25 protein-coding genes are annotated in these 22388 nt (G+C 67.8%); 16 read left to right on the top strand and 9 right to left on the bottom strand.

Going from position 1 to position 22388, the window contains the following annotated elements; translation table 11 throughout:
• The first annotated feature begins 448 nt into the window (after positions 1–448).
• A complete protein-coding gene (locus MLGJGCBP_RS04160; RefSeq protein WP_160094162.1) occupies positions 449–658 on the top strand; it encodes a hypothetical protein in 210 nt (69 codons plus the stop codon).
• Positions 659–962: 304 nt separating this feature from the next.
• Here MLGJGCBP_RS04160 and MLGJGCBP_RS04155 read toward each other — a convergent pair whose 3' ends face one another.
• Together MLGJGCBP_RS04155 and MLGJGCBP_RS04150 are read right to left on the bottom strand one after the other, a co-directional pair.
• Positions 963–1205, bottom strand: coding sequence for a hypothetical protein (locus MLGJGCBP_RS04155; protein ID WP_236580914.1), 243 nt, complete (start codon positions 1203–1205; stop codon positions 963–965).
• Positions 1202–1588, bottom strand: a complete 387-nt coding sequence (locus MLGJGCBP_RS04150) for a hypothetical protein (protein ID WP_236580913.1) — start codon at positions 1586–1588, stop codon at positions 1202–1204. Before MLGJGCBP_RS04150 ends, MLGJGCBP_RS04155 begins: the two co-directional genes overlap by 4 nt.
• 1036 nt (positions 1589–2624) lie before the next feature.
• On the opposite strand from MLGJGCBP_RS04150, the gene MLGJGCBP_RS04145 reads away from it, so the two are divergent.
• The 5 genes from MLGJGCBP_RS04145 to MLGJGCBP_RS04125 all read left to right on the top strand — a co-directional run bounded on the left by MLGJGCBP_RS04145 (position 2625) and on the right by MLGJGCBP_RS04125 (position 7129).
• Entirely contained in the window at positions 2625–3239 is a 615-nt protein-coding gene (locus MLGJGCBP_RS04145) for a recombinase family protein (protein WP_160094160.1), read from the top strand.
• A 29-nt stretch (positions 3240–3268) separates the two neighbouring features.
• Positions 3269–4711: a Mu transposase C-terminal domain-containing protein gene (locus MLGJGCBP_RS04140; protein WP_160094159.1), complete on the top strand. Its 1443-nt coding sequence runs from the start codon at positions 3269–3271 to the stop codon at positions 4709–4711.
• A 28-nt stretch (positions 4712–4739) separates the two neighbouring features.
• A complete protein-coding gene (locus MLGJGCBP_RS04135; protein WP_236580912.1) occupies positions 4740–5633 on the top strand; it encodes an AAA family ATPase in 894 nt (297 codons plus the stop codon).
• A 29-nt stretch (positions 5634–5662) separates the two neighbouring features.
• Positions 5663–6217 carry a recombinase family protein gene (locus MLGJGCBP_RS04130; RefSeq protein ID WP_160094158.1) on the top strand — a complete coding sequence of 185 codons (555 nt, stop codon included), beginning with the start codon at positions 5663–5665 and terminating at the stop codon, positions 6215–6217.
• 150 nt (positions 6218–6367) lie between these two features.
• Entirely contained in the window at positions 6368–7129 is a 762-nt protein-coding gene (locus tag MLGJGCBP_RS04125; RefSeq protein WP_236580911.1) for a recombinase family protein, read from the top strand.
• 289 nt (positions 7130–7418) lie between these two features.
• Here the strand turns inward: MLGJGCBP_RS04125 and MLGJGCBP_RS04120 are convergent, their stop codons facing one another.
• A complete protein-coding gene (locus MLGJGCBP_RS04120) occupies positions 7419–7964 on the bottom strand; it encodes an Lrp/AsnC family transcriptional regulator (protein WP_087561318.1) in 546 nt (181 codons plus the stop codon).
• A 193-nt stretch (positions 7965–8157) separates the two neighbouring features.
• Between MLGJGCBP_RS04120 and MLGJGCBP_RS04115 the strand changes: the two genes are divergently transcribed.
• From MLGJGCBP_RS04115 to MLGJGCBP_RS04100, 4 genes are all read left to right on the top strand, one after another.
• The gene (locus MLGJGCBP_RS04115) at positions 8158–9549 is read left to right on the top strand and encodes an NAD(P)/FAD-dependent oxidoreductase (RefSeq protein WP_160094165.1); all 1392 of its coding nucleotides are present in this window, start codon (positions 8158–8160) and stop codon (positions 9547–9549) included.
• Positions 9550–9626: 77 nt separating this feature from the next.
• Positions 9627–10553 (top strand): metal ABC transporter substrate-binding protein, encoded by a 927-nt coding sequence (locus tag MLGJGCBP_RS04110; RefSeq protein ID WP_442972079.1) that lies wholly within the window; start codon positions 9627–9629, stop codon positions 10551–10553.
• Positions 10550–11287 (top strand): metal ABC transporter ATP-binding protein, encoded by a 738-nt coding sequence (locus MLGJGCBP_RS04105; RefSeq protein ID WP_160094157.1) that lies wholly within the window; start codon positions 10550–10552, stop codon positions 11285–11287. The genes MLGJGCBP_RS04110 and MLGJGCBP_RS04105 overlap by 4 nt, the downstream gene beginning before the upstream one ends.
• 6 nt (positions 11288–11293) lie before the next feature.
• Complete coding sequence (locus MLGJGCBP_RS04100) at positions 11294–12181, top strand: metal ABC transporter permease (protein WP_160094156.1); 888 nt, start codon at positions 11294–11296, stop codon at positions 12179–12181.
• A gap of 3 nt (positions 12182–12184) precedes the next feature.
• Here MLGJGCBP_RS04100 and MLGJGCBP_RS04095 read toward each other — a convergent pair whose 3' ends face one another.
• Together MLGJGCBP_RS04095 and MLGJGCBP_RS04090 are read right to left on the bottom strand one after the other, a co-directional pair.
• A complete protein-coding gene (locus MLGJGCBP_RS04095) occupies positions 12185–13075 on the bottom strand; it encodes a universal stress protein (RefSeq protein WP_160094155.1) in 891 nt (296 codons plus the stop codon).
• A complete protein-coding gene (locus MLGJGCBP_RS04090; RefSeq protein WP_160094154.1) occupies positions 13072–14895 on the bottom strand; it encodes an amino acid permease in 1824 nt (607 codons plus the stop codon). Before MLGJGCBP_RS04090 ends, MLGJGCBP_RS04095 begins: the two co-directional genes overlap by 4 nt.
• Before the next feature lie 257 nt (positions 14896–15152).
• Between MLGJGCBP_RS04090 and MLGJGCBP_RS04085 the strand changes: the two genes are divergently transcribed.
• Positions 15153–15629 (top strand): hypothetical protein, encoded by a 477-nt coding sequence (locus MLGJGCBP_RS04085; RefSeq protein WP_160094153.1) that lies wholly within the window; start codon positions 15153–15155, stop codon positions 15627–15629.
• Between the two features lie 10 nt (positions 15630–15639).
• Here MLGJGCBP_RS04085 and MLGJGCBP_RS04080 read toward each other — a convergent pair whose 3' ends face one another.
• The 3 genes from MLGJGCBP_RS04080 to MLGJGCBP_RS04070 form a co-directional block, all read right to left on the bottom strand.
• Positions 15640–16851 carry an RNA polymerase sigma factor gene (locus MLGJGCBP_RS04080; protein ID WP_160094152.1) on the bottom strand — a complete coding sequence of 404 codons (1212 nt, stop codon included), beginning with the start codon at positions 16849–16851 and terminating at the stop codon, positions 15640–15642.
• 1 nt (position 16852) lies between these two features.
• A complete protein-coding gene (locus tag MLGJGCBP_RS04075; protein WP_087561310.1) occupies positions 16853–17215 on the bottom strand; it encodes a YciI family protein in 363 nt (120 codons plus the stop codon).
• Positions 17216–17339: 124 nt separating this feature from the next.
• On the bottom strand, positions 17340–17894 hold the full coding sequence (locus MLGJGCBP_RS04070) for a helix-turn-helix domain-containing protein (RefSeq protein WP_160094163.1): 555 nt from the start codon (positions 17892–17894) through the stop codon (positions 17340–17342).
• Between the two features lie 83 nt (positions 17895–17977).
• Here MLGJGCBP_RS04070 and MLGJGCBP_RS04065 point away from each other — a divergent pair, with 83 nt between their 5' ends.
• The 5 genes from MLGJGCBP_RS04065 (at position 17978) to MLGJGCBP_RS04045 (ending at position 21695) form a co-directional block, all read left to right on the top strand.
• On the top strand, positions 17978–18652 hold the full coding sequence (locus tag MLGJGCBP_RS04065; RefSeq protein WP_160094151.1) for an AzlC family ABC transporter permease: 675 nt from the start codon (positions 17978–17980) through the stop codon (positions 18650–18652).
• The gene (locus tag MLGJGCBP_RS04060; RefSeq protein WP_160094150.1) at positions 18649–18972 is read left to right on the top strand and encodes an AzlD domain-containing protein; all 324 of its coding nucleotides are present in this window, start codon (positions 18649–18651) and stop codon (positions 18970–18972) included. The genes MLGJGCBP_RS04065 and MLGJGCBP_RS04060 overlap by 4 nt, the downstream gene beginning before the upstream one ends.
• A 17-nt stretch (positions 18973–18989) precedes the next feature.
• The gene (locus MLGJGCBP_RS04055; protein ID WP_087561307.1) at positions 18990–19814 is read left to right on the top strand and encodes an MBL fold metallo-hydrolase; all 825 of its coding nucleotides are present in this window, start codon (positions 18990–18992) and stop codon (positions 19812–19814) included.
• A gap of 128 nt (positions 19815–19942) precedes the next feature.
• Positions 19943–20116 carry an adenylate cyclase gene (locus MLGJGCBP_RS04050; RefSeq protein ID WP_087561306.1) on the top strand — a complete coding sequence of 58 codons (174 nt, stop codon included), beginning with the start codon at positions 19943–19945 and terminating at the stop codon, positions 20114–20116.
• Between the two features lie 184 nt (positions 20117–20300).
• Positions 20301–21695, top strand: a complete 1395-nt coding sequence (locus MLGJGCBP_RS04045) for an NAD(P)/FAD-dependent oxidoreductase (RefSeq protein WP_160094149.1) — start codon at positions 20301–20303, stop codon at positions 21693–21695.
• 77 nt (positions 21696–21772) lie between these two features.
• Here MLGJGCBP_RS04045 and MLGJGCBP_RS04040 read toward each other — a convergent pair whose 3' ends face one another.
• A complete protein-coding gene (locus MLGJGCBP_RS04040; protein ID WP_160094148.1) occupies positions 21773–22234 on the bottom strand; it encodes a PaaI family thioesterase in 462 nt (153 codons plus the stop codon).
• Positions 22235–22388: the final 154 nt, after the last annotated feature.

The following is a 22388-nucleotide window of genomic DNA, read 5'->3' as shown; positions in this document are numbered from 1 at the left end:
CAACCGCTACAGTAATCACCGCTCACAGGTGGGCACTTTCACCGAGCAAGTCTGAGCACTTTCGCCGAGCGTCATCAGGAGAGTCTGCCGACACTGCGCTGCCCGACGCGACGCGTTCCGGTTCGCGTCCACCTGGCAGCCTCCCGAGGTCAATATCTGCCCCACACACCGGATCTGGATCGGGCCACCCGTCCGCGGACTCGGCGTCGCACAACTCGACGTCAGCGGCGTTCCCGAGATTCTGCACGCTCAACGCCGTCACTACCGGCTGGCCCGCCGCCACGGGCGCCGAACCGCCGCCGATGCGTTCGCCGAAGCGGCCCACATCACCGCGCTCTGGGCACGGCACGCCTTCTACGACCGCGGCCGAGCACGGCTGATCCGCGCACTCGTCGACCCCGCTCCCCTCACCAGCAGATTACGTCACGGCGACCCCGTCACACCTGTCGTGACCTATCCGCAGACCATCGACCTGGCCCGCGTGCTCGCCATGCCCTACTGGCGTCGACCCGCTTCAGGCGACACCGACGACCTCCCACGATTCCAGCAGCACATCGACGCCCACCTCGGCATCGAGTACCACCCCGAAAACAGTCATTACGACCCGCTGTTCGGCTGGTTCACCAAACACCACGACCCCAACGCCGCAATTCGATGAAGTACCTCAACATCAGTGAGACGTCCGGCGATCACCGCGTCCCACACATCTGAGGCACACAGGTCAAGCCACTGTCCCTGCCTCACTCTCGACGAGACAGGACAGCTATCTGGCACGTTTTTGCCGACGCTATTTGGCACGGTGCTGTCCGTGAGGGCCATGTCCAGCCGCGGCACGTTGGCGCCACGTTTCATGGCAATACGAGATCCGAGGTCGAACTGCCGGTGAAGGTTGCCTGGAACCTTTTGTCGTGTCTTGTGGTTGTGCCGTAAGCGGATCGCTGATCGGTCACCATCGGCGAGCCTTAGTCGCAAACCTGCGGTGCGGCGAGAAACAATCCGCCACAGACGAAGGCGTGGGAGAGCTTCCACTCGTTGTTGTAACGCACGAAGGGGATTGGTCCGACCGGGTAGGGTTCCAGGCCCTCGACGTGGCCCTGCCCAGTCGCATTGATCATGTCCGGGTCGATGGGTTCCACGGCGGTGAACTGGATGTATTGGGGTGTGACGAGCGCCGTCCGGTGCCGAAGTCCGTTCCGGATCGTCAAAGGCTGCCGATCATTGTGTGGCGGCTTTTGTCTGACCAGACCGCGACGGCATCGACAAGGCGAGGGGTCATGAAACCACCGGTGTCACCCCATGGCCATGCCACATGAGCGCGGGCCACCTGATCTTGAACGAGGTCGGCAATGCAGACGACGACCGACTCCTCGTCGTCGTCGACCTGCGCGCCGTATCCGCTCATACCTAAACCGCCGGGCCCGCGACCAAGCACCGTCACGTCGCTCAGAAGCAACACACAGCCGCTGTCCGGGTCGTACTCGGCGACCCAGTCGACCTGCTCGACCACACCTCCGTACTGACGCACGTTCAGATCCCGGCCGACACGACCCAGCGCGTTGACCCACGCATCCGGCAGGTCCGACGACACCAGGCGCACGCCTTCCCGCGCAACCCAGGTGGCCGTTAGCACTTGCTCACCGCGAGGGTTCCCGAAGAAGCCAGTCATCGTTCCAGGGTGTCACCGAGACGCGATGTATCGAACGAAATCGAGTGCGCCTGGTCGCGACTATGGCGTCGCCTCGATGCCCTGACCTATCGGGATACCGGTCAGCGATGCATCCCCGGGACAGTCAGCCGGGCGTGACGGCGGTGCTATTGACCGGTCAAAGGCCGGTTGAGAAGGTGAAGGATGGCTTCCAAAGAATCGCGACGACCGCCGCTGCATCCATTGGAGACACCCTCATGGAACGTGAAACTCTACGGCGCCGAAGGCGACGTTCTTGGTGCACCTCCTCACTTCGTGGAGGCATGTCACGCCGTGGGTCGTGACACTCGCTGCTACGACGAACTGAGGTGGCTCGGTGAGATGAGCTGGCTTGTAGTCGACGAGACCAAAGTCTACGGAGGCTGGTCAATCGGGCTCAGGACCGAACACGGAGGAAGTCATGGTTTCGGAACCCCGGTCGAGGTGGATCTCGTCACCATCACGGCAAGGATTGCTGAAGCGGCTCAAGACTGGTTCACGGGGTATGAGCACACATTTTGGCCTGTCGTGAGTAGCAGCCCTCTCCGCTTGCTGAAGCCAGAAGTTCGGGACGGGCATGCAGTATGGGTCAGCCCCGGCGATGGAACGGTCATGTGCACCATTGGAGACCTCTGCAACTAACTCTGGGGCCGAGTGTCCCGCAAGCGGAACGATGACCGAGACGTCCCGGAAGCCTGGCCATGACCGGAACGCGCTGCGCTGCATCCCGATAGCCTCGTCCGGTGAAGAAGTCCCGAATCGGGGCGACGAACGGGACCCCGCGGACTGCTTCGGATAGTTACGCACTGTTCGGGTTGTCTCTCATTCGATGGTTCGCGAGACACCCCGAACCATCGACCGTTTTCCCAGGTCATGGGTGTCACGTTTCCCGTGTCCGCGGCTATGGCACGTGCTCGGGGGTTCGATTTACGCTGGAGGGGTGCGGATCGGCCTGGCCCGGGTCTCCACCCGCGAGCAACACTCCGAAGCGCAGCAGGACGCGCTCCGCGCGGCTGGGTGTGAGCAGATCTTCACCGACACCGCCTCCGGGGTGCTGGCCCGTCGGCCCGGTCTGGACCAGGCGCTGTTGGCCGCCCGGCGTGGCGACCAGCTGGTGGTCACCCGGCTCGACCGGTTGGGGCGGTCGTTGGCGAATCTGATCGAGTTGTCCGCGCTGCTTCAGGAGCGCGGGATCGATCTGGTGGTGCTCGATCAGGGGGTGGACACCTCGACGGCGGCGGGGCGGATGTTCTTCTCGATCCTCGGGGCGATCTCGGAGTTCGAGCATGCGCTGCTCTCCGAGCGGACCGCCGAGGGGTTGGCCGCGGCCCGCGCCCGCGGCCGTACCGGTGGCCAGAAGCCGAAGCTCGGCCCGCGTCAGGTCGCCCTCGCGCGGGCGATGTACGAGGAGACCGGCGAGGACGGCAAACGCAGATACACCGTGGCGCAGATCGCCGCCGAATTCGGGGTGACACGCCCGACCATCTACCGGCACCTGAGCGCGGCGATCTCCGCCGGCGGCGCACGCGGTGCTATTACCGGTCCGGCGCGATGAACACCCCGGAACAGGGCCGAACTGATCCAATGACGGTGCTGCGCCTACATCTCGAGCACGGCGTCCCGCTGACGCGGGCGGCGGCCGCCGGTGGGGTATCAGTCCGCACCGCCCGCCGCTGGCTCGCCGCCTACCGGACGGGTGGGCCGGCCGCGCTGGCCCGCCGCCCGCGCGCGGACCGCGGCACCCGCACCCTGCCCAACGAGTGCGTCGAGCTGATCGAGGGACTGGCGCTGCGCCGGCCGCAGCCGTCGACCGCGCACATCCACCGCACCGTCACCACGATCGCGGACCAGCGGGGCTGGCCCGCACCGAGTTACGAGACCGTGCGCACGATCGTCGGCGGCCTCGATCCGGGTTTGTCCACCCTGGCCCATCAGGGCGCGGCCGCCTACCGGGACCGATTCGAGCTGGTCTATCGCCACGAGGCGGCCCGCCCGAACGAGGTCTGGCAGGCCGACCACACCGAACTCGATCTGATGATCCTCGACGCGGCCGGCACACCGGTCCGGCCGTGGCTGACGACGATCCTCGACGACCGCAGTCGCGCGGTCGCCGGATACACCGTGTTCCTCGGCGACCCGTCCACGCTGCAGACCTCGTTGGCGCTGCGGCAGGCGATCTGGCGCAAGACCGACCCGCGGTGGGCGGTGTGCGGGCTACCGGACGTGCTCTACAGCGACCACGGCGCCGACTTCACCTCCACCCATCTCGACCAGGTGTGCGCCGACACCCGGATCCGGCTGGTGCACTCCACCCCTGGCGTCCCACAGGGCCGCGGCAAGGTCGAGCGCCTCTTCGGCACCCTCACCACCGAGCTCCTCCCCACCCTGCCCGGCCACATCCCGCACGGAACCCACGGCAAGCCCGTGACCGCACCGACGCTGACACTGGCCGAACTCGACGCCGCGATCGGCGAATTCATCGTCGACACCTACCACCGGCGCGCACACTCGGAAACCGGTGTCCCGCCGCAGCAGCGGTGGCTCGCCGGCGGGTGGCTGCCGCGGATGCCCGACTCGCTCGAACAGCTGGACCTGCTGCTGCTCACCGTGGCCCGCCCGCGGGTGGTGCACCGCGACGGGATCCACTGCCACGGGCTGCGCTACCTCGACCTGACCCTGTCGGCGTATGTCGGCGAACGGGTCACCGTCCGCTACGACCCCCGCGACCTCGCCGAGGTCCGCATCTACTACCGCGACCAATTTCTATGCCGCGCCGTGTGCACCGAGCTCTCCGACGCCACCATCTCCCTCAAGGACCTCCAACGAGCCCGCACCCAACGGCGCCGCGAGCTACGCGGCACGCTCACCTCCCGGCGCAGCCTCGCCGACGCGCTGACCACCACCGGCGCCGGCCCGATCCCCGACACCGCACCACTCACCCCGCGCGACCGCGGCGCCGCGGACTCCGACCAGGACTCGCCGCCGCAGAGACCGCGCCGGCGATTGAAGACCTACCGCGAGGACTGACCCGACAACCACCCGAGGCGAGGTACACGTGAGCACATCGAAAACCCGCGAACCGCCGCTTCCTCCCCGGCAGAGCGACACCGCCGCCGCACTCATCGGCGACGCCACCCCGGTGCGGCGCGACGGTCCACCGTTCCTGGTGACCAAGGAACACCGCCGGTTCGTCGAGTTCGCCGACGCAGTTCGCCGCAACCGCTACATCGGAGTGTGTTTCGGGCCGGCGGGGATCGGCAAGACCCTGTCCTCACGGGTCTACAGCGGCGCCGACGACTGGGAGCAATGGTTCCTCGACCGCTACCTCAAGGACCCGGCCATCCCGGAAATCATCGACACCGCCCGCACCGCGATGTGGACCCCGAAGGTCACCACCACACCCCGCGAACTCGACCGGGCGATTCCCGCGCTGTGCCAGCAGGTGTCCTGGGCAATCGAATGCCACCACCACCCCGACTACGACCCGCTCGCCTACAGCGACGGCCGCGGCTGCAGCTACACCGAACTGCTCATCATCGACGAGGCCGACCGCCTGAAAGCCACCGGCCTCGAACAGCTTCGGGACTTCTTCGACCGCCACCACCTGGGCCTGATCCTGGTCGGCATGCCCGGACTGGAACGCCGGCTCGAACGCTACCCCCAGCTCTACAGCCGCATCGGCTTCGCCCACCAATACCGGCCACTGAGCGATGACGAACTCGCCTTCGTGCTCGAGCGACACTGGAACCGGCTCGGCCTGGCACTCAACGCCGACGACTTCACCGACGCCGAGGCGATCGCCGCGGTCGCCCGCATCACCGGCGGCAACTTCCGGCTCATCCATCGCCTATTCAGCCAGGTCCAACGCGTCCTCGAACTCAACGACCTGCACACCATCACCCGCGAAGTCGTCGACGCCGCCCGCGACACCCTCGTCATCGGCACCTGAACACCGACAATCACCCCGAGGACGATTTAATGATCAGGATGCTCGGATACGCCCGCATCACCTCGCCCGACCGAAGCCGCCTCGCGCTCCAACACGACGCGCTCGCCGCGGTCGGCTGCGAACGCATCTTCACCGACACCACCCCCGCACCGGGCACACCGCAACCCCAGCTCGAGACCGTACTCGCCGCGCTCGAACCGAAAGACTTGCTCGTCGTGTGGTCCCTCGACCGGCTCGCCCACTCGCTGACCCACCTGCTCCGCACCGCCACCCGAATCACCGACGCTGGCGCCGGCCTCTGGTCGATCACCGAGGACCTCAACACCGCCGACCCGGACACCGGTAAACAGATCGTCAAGCTGTTCAACGAACTCAGGCTCTGCCAACGCGCCTTCACCCGGGAAAACACCCTCGCCGGACTCGCCGAGGCCCGCAGACACGGCCGCGTCAGAGGCCGACCGCCTGCCCTGACCGACACCGCCGTCGCGCAGGCCCGCACCATGAAGGCCCACGGCGCCACCGTCACACAGATCGCCAAGGTCCTCGGCGTCGCACGCTCGACCGTCAACCGCCACCTCGCGTGATCGACATCGTGCCAAATAGCGTCGGCAAAAACGTGCCAGATAACGCTGGGAGTCACACCGCTACATACTGCGGAAATCCGCCGGATAGGCGTCGGTAACCCGCGTCGGGAAACAGTGTCGAAAAACCTTAGCGAAGGGTATTTTCGACAGATGTTGATCGGCTACGTGCGTGTCTCCAGCGCAGACCAGAACACAGACCATCAAGTCGACGCCCTCTGTAAGGCCGGCGTCGACGCCAAGAACATCCACATCGAACGGGCCGGCGGCGCTAAAGCGTCACGGCCCCAGCTAGATCTGGTGCTTCAGCGGGTGCGCGAGGGTGACACCCTGGTGATCACACGACTCGATCGACTCGGACGCTCGGTGCTGCATCTGATCACCCTCGGTGCCGAGCTACGCGAACGAGGTGTCGGTTTGAAGGTCCTTGAGCAGGGAATCGATACCGCCACCGCCGAAGGCCGCGCAATGTTCGGCATGCTGTCGGTACTTGCCGAGTTCCAGCGCGAGCTGATCGTGGCTAACACCCGCGACGGACTCGCTGCCGCCCGAGCCCGCGGTCGCAAGGGCGGCCGGCCCTCGAAGCTCAGCCTCGACCAGATCGAACTCGCTCAACGGCTGTACGACGCCAAGGAACACACCGTCGCACAGATCGCTGACATGCTAAAAGTGCCGCGCACCACGGTGTACGGGCACTTGAACAAACGGCCCGTCGCGAAGGCCGCCAAATCGGCGACACCGAAATCAGCCGGTCCTGTCGCGAGGGCATCGCGAGCATGCCCCACGTGCGGGAACGAACCTACAACCCGCGCGGAAGCGGCAAGCCAACGTGCCGACCTCGCCGTCGATTGGCTCCACGCAGATCCGGATGACCCCGAGACGTTGATCGTTCCAAAATCACTGCCGCCATTGTAAACCCGGGCAGCCTGCATTCGATATCGCATGCACCATCTGCGGAGACGGACCCATCCTCGCTGACGTGCTCGCTGATCAGGCCATGAAGGGCAACCTGTCCGAGTCGGTTCGGCGATGGCTCACCACAGCGGGATGGGACCTGACGCCACACCTGCTATGCCTGGACCATACGTGAGCGCGATGGTGATTCCGCCTCACGCATCGGCGAACTCCTGACCTCGGAACGAATACTGCATGTTTCGAATACGACACCTCTACCAATCGCAGCCTGGCCGCGACTCCGGGTGCCTCAGCGGCCGGAAGACGGCTCGACCTGAGGCGCCCGGAGTCGCGGGCGCACATGCTCGAAGATCAGGATGGTCTCGGTCGAGGCGACCGCAGGATGCGCACTGAGGTGGTCGAGGACGAAACGCCTCAGTTCCTCACTGCTCCCGGTCGCGACGTGGATCAGGTAGTCGTCGGCGCCGGCGATGAAGTACACGTTCAGCACGTCGTCGAGGGTGGCGAGTTGCTCGGCGAGCTGCCCGAGGTGCTGTCGTGCATTGGCCTGCACGCGAACTGCGATCATCGCCTGCAGGTCCCTGCCCAGGGTGGCGGGGTCGATGTCCGCATGGAAGCCGCGAATCACCCCGCGGTCGATCAGGGAGCGCACCCGACCCAGGCAGGTCGACGGGGCGATGCCCGCGAGCGCGGCGAGGGCGTTGTTGGGGGTACGGGCGTCCCGCGAAAGCTGATCGAGGAGGATCCGGTCGATGCCGTCGATCGGCGCCCCCGCCCGAACATCATTCGATCGCGGGCCTTCGGCATACGGCGTGCCCGGAACATTCTTCTTCATCGGCTCAGTCTAGAGAATTTCATTCTTTCACCTTGGATTCGGTGCGTTGATTGTTCACCATTGATGCCTGTCAGCCGAATTTCCGGCAGACATTTACGAACCAAGAGCACCCGCCCCTACACCCCTGGTCCACGGCTGCAAAATGCCCCGACACCGAGATCGTCGCTTCCCAGCGTGATCGGAAAGGCTCACGATAAGCAACCCCCAGACCCCGCCCGCACGCCACCGCGTCGTGGTGATCGGATCCGGCTTCGGTGGGTTGTTCGCGACCAAGGCCCTCCGCCGCGCGGATGTGGACGTCACGGTGATCGACCGCACCACCCACCACCTGTTCCAGCCTCTCCTCTATCAGGTGGCCACCGGCATCCTCTCCGAGGGGGAGATCGCCCCGTCGACGCGGATGATCCTCAAGCACCAGGCCAACGCCGCCGTCCGCCTCGGCGACGTCACCACCATCGACCTGACCGAACGCACCGTGACGTCCGAACACCTCGGGCAGTCCACCGTTACCGGATACGACAGCCTCATCGTCTCCGCCGGGGCTCAGCAGTCCTACTTCGGCAACGACCACTTCGCCGAACACGCACCGGGGATGAAGTCCATCGACGACGCCCTCGAACTCCGCGGCCGCATACTCGGCGCATTCGAGCAGGCCGAGGTGACGGCCGACCCGCAGGAGCGGGCACGCCTGCTCACGTTCGTCGTGATCGGTGCCGGGCCCACCGGCGTCGAGATGGCCGGTCAGATCGCCGAACTCGCCCACCGAACCCTGGTCGGGGCCTACACCAACTTCGACCCCCGCGACGCGCGGATCATCCTGCTCGACGCGGCCTCCGCGGTACTGCCGCCGTTCGGCGACAACCTGGGTTCGGAGGCGGCGGAAACCCTCGAAAAGCTCGGCGTCGAGGTGCGACTGGGCGCGTCGGTGACCGACGTCGACGCAGGCGGACTGACCGTCCGGGATGCCGAGGGCACCGAGCACCACATCGCGTCCGTCTGCAAGGTCTGGTCCGCGGGGGTGGCGGCAAGCCCTCTCGGCGTGCAGCTCGCCGCCCAGTCCGGCGCCGCCCTCGACCGCGCCGGACGCGTCGCCGTCGAAGAAGATCTCACCCTGCCGGGCCATCCCGACGTGTTCGTCGTCGGCGACATGATGTGGCGTGATCGCCTGCCCGGCGTCGCTCAGGTCGCGATCCAAGGGGGCCGCTACGCCGCGAAGCGGATCGCCGCCGAGGTCGCCGCGGCAGCCAAGGGACGCCCGGTGCCCGAACGGCCGCCGTTCCGGTACCGCGACAAGGGTTCGATGGCCACCATCTCCCGATTCAACGCGGTCGCCAAGATCGGCGGTGTCGAGCTGACCGGGTTCCTCGCGTGGATCATGTGGCTGGCCGTGCACGTGGTCTACGTCGTCGGGTTCCGGAGCCGTGTCGCCACCCTGCTGTCTTGGGCCTGGACCTTCCTCGGCACCTGGCGCGGGCAACTGACCAACACGCATCAGCAGATCACCGCGCGCAATGCGATCGCGCAACTGCACAGCCTCGAGCGTCGCGTCGAGGATGCGGAAGCACTTGTCGCGCAGGCGATCTGACGAGCTCGCCGATCCACACTTGTGGTTTCGGCGCGCCGAACATTATGATTCGCCGTGTGAAAACAACGTCCTTGAAAGTGGGTGCGCGACGACAGCCGGTGACCGCTGTCGCGGTACTGACAGTGCTGGCCACGACGCTGCTGCTGTCCGGGTGCGGTAAGGGCGACGGCCCCGCCGACGACAAACCGGTGGTGCTGACCACGTTCACCGTGCTCGCCGACATCGCCGCGAACGTCGGCGGCGAGCACCTGACCGTCGAATCGATCACCAAGGCGGGCGCCGAAATTCACGGATACGAGCCCACTCCCGGCGATATCAAGAAGGCCGCGCAGGCCGACCTGATCCTCGACAACGGCATGAACCTGGAGGCTTGGTTCGGCCAGTTCGTCGACGGGGTGGACGTCGAGCACGTGGTCGTCAGTGACGGCGTGGAGCCGATCGCGATCGGTGAGGACGCGTACGCGGGGAAACCGAACCCGCACGCCTGGATGTCACCGCTGAACGTGCAGCTCTACGTCGACAACATAGTCGCCGCGTTCAGCGAACTCGATTCCGCTCACGCCGCCGACTACCGCTCCAACGGCGACGCGTACAAGGCGCAGTTGCAGAAGGTGCAGGACGAATTGGTCGCCGAACTGGGCGCACTGCCGGTCAACGAACGGGCGCTGGTCACGTGCGAGGGGGCGTTCTCGTACCTCGCCCGCGACGCGGGACTGACCGAGAAGTACATCTGGCCGGTCAATGCCGAGCAGCAGGCCACTCCCCAGCAGATCGCGTCGACGATCGAGTTCGTGAAGCAGAACCGGGTTCCCGCGGTGTTCTGCGAGTCCACGGTGTCGGATGCGCCGATGCACCGGGTCGTCGAAGCGTCCGGCGCCGCGTTCGGTGGCACCCTGTACGTCGACTCGCTGTCCGAGGCGGACGGGCCCGTGCCGACGTATCTGGATCTGATCCGGCACGACGCCGACACCCTGACCTCCGCACTGAACGGGCAGCGGTCGTGACCCCGCCGCCGGCGGTCGAGGTCCGGGACGTCACCGTCCACTACGGCGACGTCCTCGCGCTCGACCGGGTCTCCCTCGCCCTTCGCCCCGGACGCGTCTGCGGACTCGTAGGCATGAACGGCTCCGGAAAGTCCACCCTGTTCAAGACGATCATGGGCACGGTCAAACCCGACACCGGCACGGTCCGCATCGACGGCGCGGCGCCGGCCGCGGCGCGCAAGGCCGGGGTGCTGGGTTACGTTCCGCAGAGCGAGGACGTGGACTGGACGTTCCCGCTCTCGGTGCGAGACGTCGTGATGACCGGTAGGTACGGGCGCATGGGACCGACTCGTCGGCCGAAAAAGGCCGACCGCGACGCCGTCGACCATGCTCTCGAACGCGTCGAACTCACGGACCTGGCGGACCGGCAGATCGGGCAACTGTCCGGTGGTCAGAAGAAGCGCACGTTCGTCGCCCGGGGAATCGCGCAGGGCGCCACCATCCTTCTGCTCGACGAACCGTTCGCCGGGGTCGACAAACGGTCCGAGGCCACCATCACCGCGCTGCTGCGGGAACTCGCCGACGCGGGTGCGGCGATCCTGGTCTCCACCCACGACCTGCACGCGCTACCCGACCTGGCCGACGAGGCGATCCTGCTGCTGCGCACGGTGCTGATGCACGGCGACCCCGGGGTCGTGCTGCAACCGGAGAATCTGGCGGCCGCCTTCGGCCTCGACGTGATGACAAGGACCTGAGAATCAATGGACGTCATCGATTTCTTCGTCGACCCCCTGCGCTACGACTTCATGGTCCGCGCGCTGATCACCACCCTGATCGCGGCGGTGGTGTGTGCGGTGCTGTCGTGCTGGCTGGTGCTGATCGGCTGGTCGCTGATGGGTGATGCGGTCTCGCACGCCGTCCTGCCCGGTGTGGTCCTGGCCTACATCGTCGGCGCCCCGTTCGCGATCGGCGCGGTGATCTTCGGTTTCCTGGCAGTGGCACTGATCGGGCTGGTCCGCGACACCAGCCGGGTCAAGGAGGACGCCGCGATCGGCATCGTGTTCTCCACCCTGTTCGCCCTCGGTCTGGTGCTGGTCTCGGTCACCCCCAGCCAAACCGACCTGAACCACATCATTTTCGGAAACCTGCTGGGTGTCAGCCGGTCCGACCTCGTCCAGATCGCGATCCTCGGGGCGTTCGTCTTCGTCGCACTGATCGTCAAGCGGCGCGACTTCACGCTGAACGCGTTCGACCCCACCCATGCGCACGCCATAGGCCTGAACCCGCGGCTACTCGGGGCGGCGCTGCTGGGGCTGCTGGCCCTGACCGCGGTGGTGGCCCTGCAGGCGGTCGGTGTCATCCTGGTCGTGGCCATGCTGATCATTCCCGGGGCGACGGCGTACCTGTTGACCGACAGCTTCCATCGGATGCTGGTCATCGCCCCGGCGATCTCGGCGTCCTGCGCCGTCATCGGCCTGTACCTGAGCTATCACCTCGACACCGCCAGCGGCGGAATGGTGGTGCTGTCCCAGGGCGCGGCGTTCGCGCTGGTCTATCTGTTCGCGCCGCGGCAGGGCGTGATCGGCCGCCGGATCACCGCGTCCAGGCGTCGCCGGGCGTCCGCGGCCGCGGCGGTGGCCGACAGCTAACGACTATGTCGCGGGTGTGTGCCGCGGCACGATCATCACCGGCACGGGAGCGTGCCGCAGGATTTTCGAGGCAGCCGAACCGAGGAACACGTGGGCGGCGGGTCCGGCGGCCCCCGAACCCAGCACGAGCATGTCGTCGGGCTCCCAGGACACGGCCTCGACCGCGGCGCGCCAGTCGGTGCCGCTGCCGATCTCCACGTCCACGTCGGGAACCGGGATGCGGGCGCGAACCGCGTCGAGTTGCCGGGCGATGTCGTCGGTGGTGCGGCGCGTCCACTGCCGGACGACGAGATCCTCGGTCGATTGCTCGATGGCGCCGCCGAACCGGGACACGGGCCGCACCGTGAACGACACGATCCGCAAGGTCACCGGCCACCGTGCGGCCATCTCGGCGGTGGCGGCGATGAGGCCGTTGACGTCGGCTTCGCCGCCGTAGGCGGCGGTGAGCCTGCGGATCGGTCCGGGCACCGGTGGGTAGCCGCGCGGCGCGATCGCGACGGGTACGGCCGCGGTGTGCACGAGCCGTTCGGTGACGCTGCCCAGCGCCACCCGGCCCAGCAGACCGGACGACGACGAGCCGACGACGACGAGGGTGGCGTCGTGGGCGGCGACGAGTTCGATGAGCCCGGTGGGAATCGAGGTCGACCGGTGGACGACGGTGGGGATGTCCAGGTCGCCCGGCAGCCCGGCGACCACTCCGTCGAGTGCCCGCGACGCCTCCGCGGTGACATAGCGCAGGTATTCGCGGTCGATGGGGTCGTCCTTCGCCGGCCACGGCTGTTCCACGATCGCCGCAGCCACGACCGTCTCGCCGGTCCAGCGCGCGATTCGCGCCGCCAGGTGCAGCGGCGCGGTCCCCTGACGGCTCGAGCTGAATCCGGCGATGATCGTCATCGAGCGGGTTTCCCGGCGCCGATCGGGTGCGCGACGACGTGGGTGACCGGCACCCCGTGCTCGGCGCGGGCTCGGTCCACGACGTCGAACCGGTGCCACACCGACTCTTCGGGCGGCAGCGTGGAGATGACGATCTGATCCGGATGGAACGACTCGACGCCGGCAGCCAGGGCGCGCAGCGGCCGGTAGTCCCCCACCTCGCCGTCGGCGTCGAGGTCCTCGGAGCGGAGTGTCGTCAGCGTGTCGTCGAGTCGCTGCCGGGCGACCTCGCGGGTCGCTTCCGCGACGTCGAGCGGGCCGTGGGTGGCGGCGGTTCCGGTCTCGATCGGGCTGGCGGGCACGACCACGAAGTAGACGGCTTCCCGATCCGCGCCGATGCGACGTAGTTCGTCGAGCATTTCCTTCGACTCGACCGTCTGGTTGGCCAGCACCAGTACCCGGTGAGGCCGGGTGGTCGCGGCGGCCCCCTCGACGGCGGGCCGCCGACGCACGAACCAGGTGTTGGCGAGGAACAGCACGATGACGACCGCCCACGACACCAGGCTCAGCACGAGTTGCGACCGCACGTCCTCCTGCAGATACATCTGCACGAGGATGGCCACGATCGCGGCGGCGGTGATGATCGACAACACCGGGAACAGCCACATCTTGACCCGCAGCTCCGAGGCTGGGGTGCGGTACCGCAGCACGATCTGGGAGACGGCGATGAGCAGGTACACGAACAGGATGATCGCGCCGCTGGAGTTCAGCAGGAACGCGAAGACGGTGTCGGGTGAGACGGCCGCGGCGATCACGCACAGAAAGCCGACGACCGAGGAGGCGAGGATCGCGATGGCGGGCACCCCGCGGCGGGTCACCCTGACCAGCTGCGCGGGTGCCTCCCGGCGTGCGGCGAGGACGAACAGCATGCGGGAGGCGGTGTACATGCCCGAGTTCAGGCAGCTCAGCACCGCCGTCAGCACGACGGCGTTCATGATGTCGTCGGCGTACGGGATCCCCATCTCGGTGAACGCGGCGACGAACGGGGAGGCGGCCATCTGCTCGTCGTCCCACGGCAGGATGGTGGCCAGCAGGAACGTCGAGCCGACGAAGAACACGGCGATCCGCACGATCACCGAGTTGGCGGCCTTGGTCACGGCACGCTCCGGATCCGCCGATTCCGCGGCGGCGATCGTCGCGATTTCGGCGCCGACCATGGAGAAGATCACCGTGACCACGCCGACGGTGACGGCCATGGCGCCGAACGGGAGGAATCCGCCGTGGCTCCACAGGTTGGAGAAGTCGAGCGCCTTGTTCGGCCACACGCCGAGCACGAACAGTGCGCCCAGTGCGATGAACACGACGATCGCGGCGACCTTGATGCCGGCGAACCAGAATTCGAACTCGCCGAACGACGACACGGAGAACAAATTCGTCGCAGTCATCAGGATCATCAGAACCAGCGCGGACAGCCACAGCGGGATGTCGATCCAGTACTGGATGATCGTCGCGCCGGCGATGGCCTCGAACCCGACGACGATCACCCAGAAGTACCAGTACAGCCAGCCGACGGAGAAGCCGGCCCAGTTGCCCAGCGCCCGGCGGGCATAGTCGGCGAACGATCCGGTCGACGGGTTGGCCACGGCCATCTCGGCCAGCATGCGCATGACCATGATGATCAGGACCCCGGCGAGGGCGTAGGTGACGAACGCCGCGGGCCCGGTGTCGCCGATGACGACGCCGGAGCCGACGAACAGGCCCGCGCCGATCACCCCGCCGATCGCGATCATCGTCAACTGCCGCTGGCTCAGCGCCTTCTTCAGTGCGGGTGTTCCGCTCATGTCATCCCTCCGATGCTTCACGCGCCGGCGTGCTCGCTCTCCTGGCGAGACCGACTGTCGGAGTCCCAGGGTGTATTCGGCTGGGCGACGTCGAGGGGGGCTTCGGCCGCAGGGCCTCGAAATTCAATCGTAGGCCGCGGCACCGGTCCGGTGAGCGGGATTCGGCGGACGTCCCCTCGCACCGTTTACCGGCCTCCGCGGCGGGTATCAATACGGTGACGTCCGGAGTGAGACCGCCGAGAACGAAGGTTCCGCTGATGACACTCGTGCCCCGGGTCGCGATCGTGCTGATCGCCGCAGGCCCCCTCGCCCTGTTCCTGGCCGCGCCCGCCGCCGCGGACCCGCCGGACGTGACCCTGGCCGCCGCCGTGGCGGGGAGCACCGTCACGACGACGCTCACCAACGACACCGGTGCGGACATCGTGTGCGGACTCGGTGGACTGAGGGCGGCGGACGACATCGTGAACCCCGAGTCCGTGGCGGTGTTTCACCGATCGAATGTGGTGATCGGACCGGGACCGCAGGAGTTCGTGTTCGAGGCGGTACCCGACGGTGACTATCTGATCCACTGGATCTGCAGTGAGAATGCGGGCCCCGGTGACGAGGTGTGGGGTTCGGCACCGCTGCCGGAGACCGCGTACGCGAAGCCGTCGACGGCGGAACCTTTCCCTGTCACCGTGCGAACGCAGAGGTGTTTCGGGTCGCTGTGCCTGCCGCCCGGACTGGCCCTCTGACCGGCGCGCGTCATACGATCGAATCACGCTGTGCCCGAAGGAATTCCCGTTCGGCCGCGTTGTCGGTACGATCGCGGGCCGCGTCGTAGGCGCGCGCGGCCTCGCCGGGGCGTCCGACGCGACGCAGGAGATCGGCGCGCACCGCGTGGTACAGGTGATAGTCGTCGAGGTCGAGCTGGTCGACGAGCGCCAGCCCCTCCGCCGGTCCCCGCACCTCCGCCACCGCGACGGCCCGGTTCAACGTGACCACCGGGCTCGGCGCCAGCGACATCAGCTGGTCGTACAGCTGCAGGATCTGCCACCAGTCGGTGTCGGCGGCCGTCTCGGCGTCGCTGTGGACGGCGTTGATCGCGGCCTGGATCTGATACGGGCCCGGCCTGTTGCGTCGCAGGCAGTCCCGCACCAGCGACTGCCCCTCGGTGATCAGGTCGCGATCCCACCGGCCGCGGTCCTGGTCGGGTAGGAGCACGAGTCGCCCGTCGACGTCGGTGCGGGCGGCGCGCCTCGATTCGATCAGCAGCATCAGCGCGAGCAGCCCGGTGACCTCCGGTTCGCCGGGCATCAGGGCGGCCAGAACCCGGCCGAGCCGGATGGCCTCGGCGCACAGATCCGCCCGGGTCAGCCGGTCCCCCGAACTCGCCGTGTATCCCTCGTTGAAGATCAGGTAGACGACGGCCAGGACGGTGCGGAGACGGTCCGGGAGATCGGTCTCGTCCGGCACCCGGTACGGGATCCGGGCGTCCCGGATCTTTCCCTTGGCCCGGACGAGTCGCTGTGCCATGGTCGGCTCGGGCACCAGGAAGGCGCGGGCGATCTCCGCGGTGCCGAGTCCGCCGAGGAGGCGCAGGGTGAGTGCGACCTGGGCGGTGGGTGCCAGCGCCGGGTGGCAGCAGGTGAAGATCAGGCGTAGCCGGTCGTCGTGCACGGCGCCCTCCTCCGTCGGTTCGTCGCGGGCGAGCAGCAGCGCGGCCTGCGCGTGCCGGTCGTGCCGGGACGCCTCGCGCCGGAGCCGGTCGATCGTGCGGCGCCGGGCGGTGGTGATGATCCATCCGGCGGGGCTCGGAGGCAGCCCGGCCGACGGCCAGCGCTGCACCGCCTCGGCGAAGGCGTCCTGGACGGCGTCTTCGGCGAGGTCGATGTCGCCGAACACGCCGACCAGGACGGAGACCGCGCGACCGTGTTCGGTGCGGAACACGTCTTCGATGTCGGCGGTGTCGATCACATCAGTGGCTTCCGGCCCCGGCGTGGTGTGCGAACGGCCGGACCTCGATGGGCAGTGTCGTCGCCCGGGTGAGTTTGCGACCCCACCCGAGCGCGGCGTCCAGGTCGGGGGCCTCGACGATGGTGAATCCGCCGAGGTGTTCCTTGCCTTCGGTGTAGGGGCCGTCGGTGACGAGGACGTCGCCGCCGCGGGCCCGCAGCACGGTCGCGGTGGTGGGCGCGCACAGTCCCCCGCTGAACACCCACGCGCCTGCGGACACCATCTCCTGGTTGAGGGCGTCGAGGTCGTCGGCGATTTTCGCCAGGGTGTCAGGTTCGGGAGCGGGACCGTCGGGCTGGTACACGCTCAACAGGTACTGGGTCATGTCGGGTTCCTCCTCGGATCGGGCGGTCGGCGCCTCGGGGTGTGCTGTGGCCGGCCTTCACCTCCTATACGAACGCCGGCCCCCCGAATCGACACTGTGCACGAGAAAGTTTTCGGAGGTGCCGTCAGTTGTGCTCGGACACCAGCACGGCGCGGGTCCCCGGCTCCAAAGCCTCGAATACGTGTGCGACGTCGCCCGGGTAGGCGATGTAGTCACCGGGCCCGAGTTCGACGGGGGCGCTCGCGAGGCCGACGAGTGCGCGCCCGGCGCTGAGGATGACGTGCTCGACCACACCGGGCATGTGTGGTTCGGATTCGCGGGCGGGTCCGGGTTCGACGACGAGGCGGTAGAGGTCCCGGCGCGCGGACGGCGGGCAGGACGCGACGAGCGTGGCGCGGTAGTCGGCCCGGTCGGAGATCAATTCCGGTCCCTCGTCGGCCCGGATGACCTGGACGCGCGGGCGGGGCGGATCGAGGAGTTGCGACATCGGCACGTCCAGCGCCACGCAGAGGGCCCACAGGGTTTCGACGCTCGGGTTGCCGCCTCCCGATTCCAGTTGGGACAGAGTGGATTTGGCAACACCGGCGCGACGGGCGACCTCGGTCAGGGACAGGCCCGACCGCTCCCGCTCGCGGCGCAGCGAGGGTCCGATGTATCCCAGCGGGGATTGCCCGTCCATGATCACCTTCCCGAGTGCGTTCATTATTTCGGTCGGTCCGTTCGTCTTGACGAACGGCGTGCCATCTGTTCAGTATATAAGTCATGCGTTCGATGAAGCGAACACTCGGCTCGCGGATCCTCCGGAACATCGCGCTCGTGTGCCTGGCCGACGGACTGGTCGGCATGTCGTACGGCGCGATCGCGGTCGGTTCGGGACTCGACGCGTGGCTGCCCGTCGCACTGTCGGTGCTGGTCCTCGCCGGTTCCGCGGAGTTCCTGTTCGTCGGGATCGTCGCGGCAGGCGGCAGCCCGATCGCGGCGGCGCTCGCCGGACTGCTGGTGAACGCCCGGCACCTGCCGTTCGGTTTGGCGGTCGGCGACGTGCTCGGGCGAGGGCCCCGGCGCATCGTGGGCAGTCATCTGATGAACGACGAGTCGGTGGTGTTCGCGCTCGGGGAGACGGACCCGGACCGCAGACGCGCCGCGTACTGGGCGTGTGGTGTGGGGATCGCGGTGTGCTGGCCGCTCGGGGCCCTGCTCGGCGCAGTGGCGGGCAACGCGATCGGCGACCCCGCTGCGCTGGGTCTGGACGCGATGTTCCCGGCGGTGCTGCTGGCCCTGGTGCTGCCGGCGCTGCGTGATCGGGACGTGCGGGTGCCCGCCCTGATCGGCGTCGTCGTCGCCCTGGCGGCCACGCCGGTCCTGCCCGCCGGGCTTCCGGTGATCGCGGCGCTGGTGGGTCTGTTCGCGGGTGTGCGGCGGACGGTGCTGCGGTGACCGGGCACCTCGTGCTGATCGGGTCGGTGGGGGTGCTCGCGGCGGGCACGTTCGCGTTCCGGTTCGCCGGGCCGGTGCTGCGGCCGCGGATCGCGGCCAGGCCCTGGGTGGAGCGGATCATGGCGTCGGCGGCCGTGGTCCTGCTCACCGCGCTGGTGGGCACGGCGGCGCTCACCGAGGGCCACGACCTCGCCGGAGTGGCGCGTCCCACCGGGGTCGTCGTCGCGGGCCTACTCGCCTGGCGGAAGGCGCCTTTCGTCGTCATCGTCCTGTCCGCTGCCGCGACGGCTGCCGGATTGCGGCTCCTGGGCGTGCCGTGAGCATGCATCATCGAGGGGTGTTATTTCATCTCTGTGCCACGTGCGGCGTCGAACAGGACCCGAACACCCCGCTCCCCGACGAGTGCGCGATCTGCGCCGACGAACGCCAGTACATTCCGCTCGGCGGGCAGGAGTGGACCACCGTCGAGGCGCTGGCCGGCGCGGGGTATCGCGCCGTCGAACACGAGGTCGAGCCGGGACTGCACGGCCTGTACGTGGACCCGAAGACCGCGATCGGCCAACAGTCCCTGGTGATCAGCACGCCCGCCGGGTCGCTGCTGTGGGATCCGATCGGATTCGTCGACGCCGCGGCCGTCGACGCCGTCGCCGCGCACGGCCCCGTCATCGCCGTCGCGGGCAGTCACCCGCACATGTTCGGTGTCCAGACGCAGTGGTCGAAGGCGCTCGGTGACGTGCCCATCCTGGTGGCGGACGCGGACCGCTCCTGGCTGGCACGGTCCGACGGCCCGATCGTGTTCTGGTCCGGCACACACGAAGTGGCGCCGGGGCTGACCCTGCACCAGATCGGCGGGCACTTCCCGGGCAGCGCCGTCGCGCACTGGCGAGACGGGGGTGACGGCCGGGGTGTGCTACTCACCGGCGACGGCGTGTTCCCCAACCCGGACCGCCGCACGGTGTCGTTCCTCCGGTCGTACCCCAACCGCCTGCCGCTGTCCGCAGCGGTGGTGCGGCGCATCGCGGACCAGTTGTCACACCTCGAGTTCGACCGCATCATCGGCAACTTCGACAATGTCATCGACCGCGACGGCCGTGAAGCGCTCGAGTATTCGGCGACCCGGCACTGCGCCTGGGTGACCGGGGAGTTCGACCACCTGACGTGACGGTCGCGGACCGGCCACCGCGTCGGGCGGCGCCTTCGAGGGGGCACTGTACTCGTTCCTCCCCGCCGACGCGGTGACTGCGGCTACCCTGCGCAGTAGCGTGAGCAGCGACTGAGGAGGTAGGTCTGATGGACTTGACAGCAATTGGTGTCGGTTTCGGCTACGTGGTCGTAGTCCTCACCATTCTTGTCGTCGTGGTCGGGGTGACGGCTCTGTTCGTGTTTTCGATCAAATCGGATTTCATCCCCCCGGACTCCACCGGGACTCCCACGGGGAGGAAGCGGATCGGTCGGGCCGAATAGCCGCGTACGCACCGGCAAGCGGGCAGTCCCTCACGAAGGGGCTGCCCGCTTCGTGCGTGGTTCGGGGGAACGTCGAGTTCTGGATCGATTCCGGACGCGGGTGCAGGGAAGCACGCCTTACTGAGACGCTCGGGGACAAGGCGACTACCGTGACAGGAGTCGCCTATTTTTCGAGGAGCACGGAATGAGTATCCAGTCGGTTGAGTCACGCCGCCATCGCGTCGTGGTCATTGGATCCGGCTTCGGTGGGTTGTTCGGCACACAGGCGCTGAAGAACGCCGATGTCGACATCACCATGATCGCGCGCACCACTCACCACCTGTTCCAGCCATTGCTGTACCAGGTGGCGACCGGCATCCTCTCCGTCGGCGACATCGCCCCCGCCACCCGGCTCGTGCTGCGGAAGCAGAAGAACACGCAGGTGCTGCTCGGCGATGTCGAGAAGATCGATCTCGAGGCGAAGACGATCACCTCCCGGTTCCTGGACCGGACCACCGTCACCCCCTACGACAGCCTGATCGTCGCCGCCGGTGCGGGACAGTCGTACTTCGGCAACGATCACTTCTCCGAGTTCGCGCCCGGCATGAAGACGATCGACGACGCACTGGAGTTGCGCGGCCGGATCCTCGGCGCGTTCGAGCAGGCCGAATTGTCGAGCGATCCCGCCGAGCGGGCCCGGCTCCTGACGTTCGTCGTCGTCGGGGCAGGCCCGACCGGTGTCGAGCTCGCCGGCCAGATCGCGGAACTGTCGCGGCGCACGCTGTCGGGGGCGTTCCGCAACATCGATCCCCGTGAGGCCCGCGTGATCCTGCTGGACGGCGCGGACGACGTCCTGCCCGTCTACGGCGGCAAGCTGAGCCGCAAGGCCCGCCAGCAGCTGGAGAAGCTCGGCATCGAGATCCAGCTCGGCGCGATGGTCGTCGACGTCGACGTGGACGGCCTCGTCGTCAAGGACAAGGACGGCACGCAGCGCCGGATCGAGTCGCAGTGCAAGGTGTGGTCGGCCGGCGTGCAGGCGAGCCCGCTGGGCAAGCAGATCGCGGACCAGTCCGACGCCGAGATCGACCGCGCCGGACGCGTCCTGGTCAACCCGGACCTGTCGGTGCCCGGGCACCCCGACGTGTTCGTGATCGGCGACATGATGTCGCTGGACAAGCTGCCGGGTCTGGCGCAGGTCGCGATGCAGGGCGGCAAGTACGCGGCCCATCAGATCAAGGCCGGTCTGAGCGGGCACAAGCCGCAGGACAGGCCGCCGTTCAAGTACTTCGACAAGGGCAGCATGGCCACCATCTCGCGGTTCAGCGCGGTGGCGAAGGTCGGCAAACTCGAGATCAGCGGATTCATCGGCTGGGTGGCGTGGCTGGGGATCCACCTGATGTACCTCGTCGGGTTCCGCAGCCGGCTGTCGACGCTGCTGTCGTGGACGGTGACGTTCCTCGGTCGCGGACGCGCGCAGATGGCGTCCACCGAGCAGTGGGTGTTCGCCCGCAACGCGATGGAGCAGTTGGAGCGGCACGAACGGGAGAAGGAGACGGCGGAGAAATCGTCCGGCGGCGAGCAGCGCGAAGCCGCCGGGTGACGCTGTCGCACACCTGAGTTGGACACAGCGGAGGGGACGGACCTGATGGTCTGTCCCCTCCGCCGTGTCCGGGTGTGTCAGTTGCCGAGGCGTCCGGTGTCGGTGATGTTCGCGAGCCGGACCTGTCCCTTGGAGACGAGTCGATCCTGCTCGTCGGTGATCCGGACCTCCCACAACTGCTGGGTGCGGCCGCGGTGGACGGGGCTGGCCTCGGCGGTCAGCGTTCCCTCCCGCGTGGCGCGGAGGAAGTCGGTGTTGTTGTTGACGCCGACGACGTGGCCGCGGCCGCCGAGCCAGACCGAGCCTGCCGTGCTGGCGACCGATTCGATGACGGAGCAGTACACGCCGCCGTGCTGGATGCCGGCCGGTTGCTGCAGGTCGGGGGTGACCGTCCACTGTGCTCGTACGCGGTCGGGGCCGAGTTCGAGGTATTCGAGTCCGATGAGGGCGTCGAATCCCTTGCCCAGTTGATCGGCCAGCGCGGCGGTGTCGCCGTGCCCGTCGCCGTTCGGTGCCTGCTGCTGCCCGGAATCCACCATCGCACTCTCCATCGGATCGCGGTGCGCTCTCGCGGCGCACCCGCACTCCTGCCTACACGACGGGACGGGCGGCGGGACACGAGTTGTACGACAGGCGATCTGCCTGCCGTACTCCGATTTCGTTCTTCGGCAACATCAGGCAGGCCTGTCTACA

Source organism: Rhodococcus sp. T7 (genome assembly GCF_009872365.1).
Classification (GTDB): domain Bacteria; phylum Actinomycetota; class Actinomycetes; order Mycobacteriales; family Mycobacteriaceae; genus Rhodococcus_F.
The sequence above is the reverse complement of the archived record's forward strand: the minus strand, read 5'-3'. Positions and strand labels throughout refer to the sequence as shown.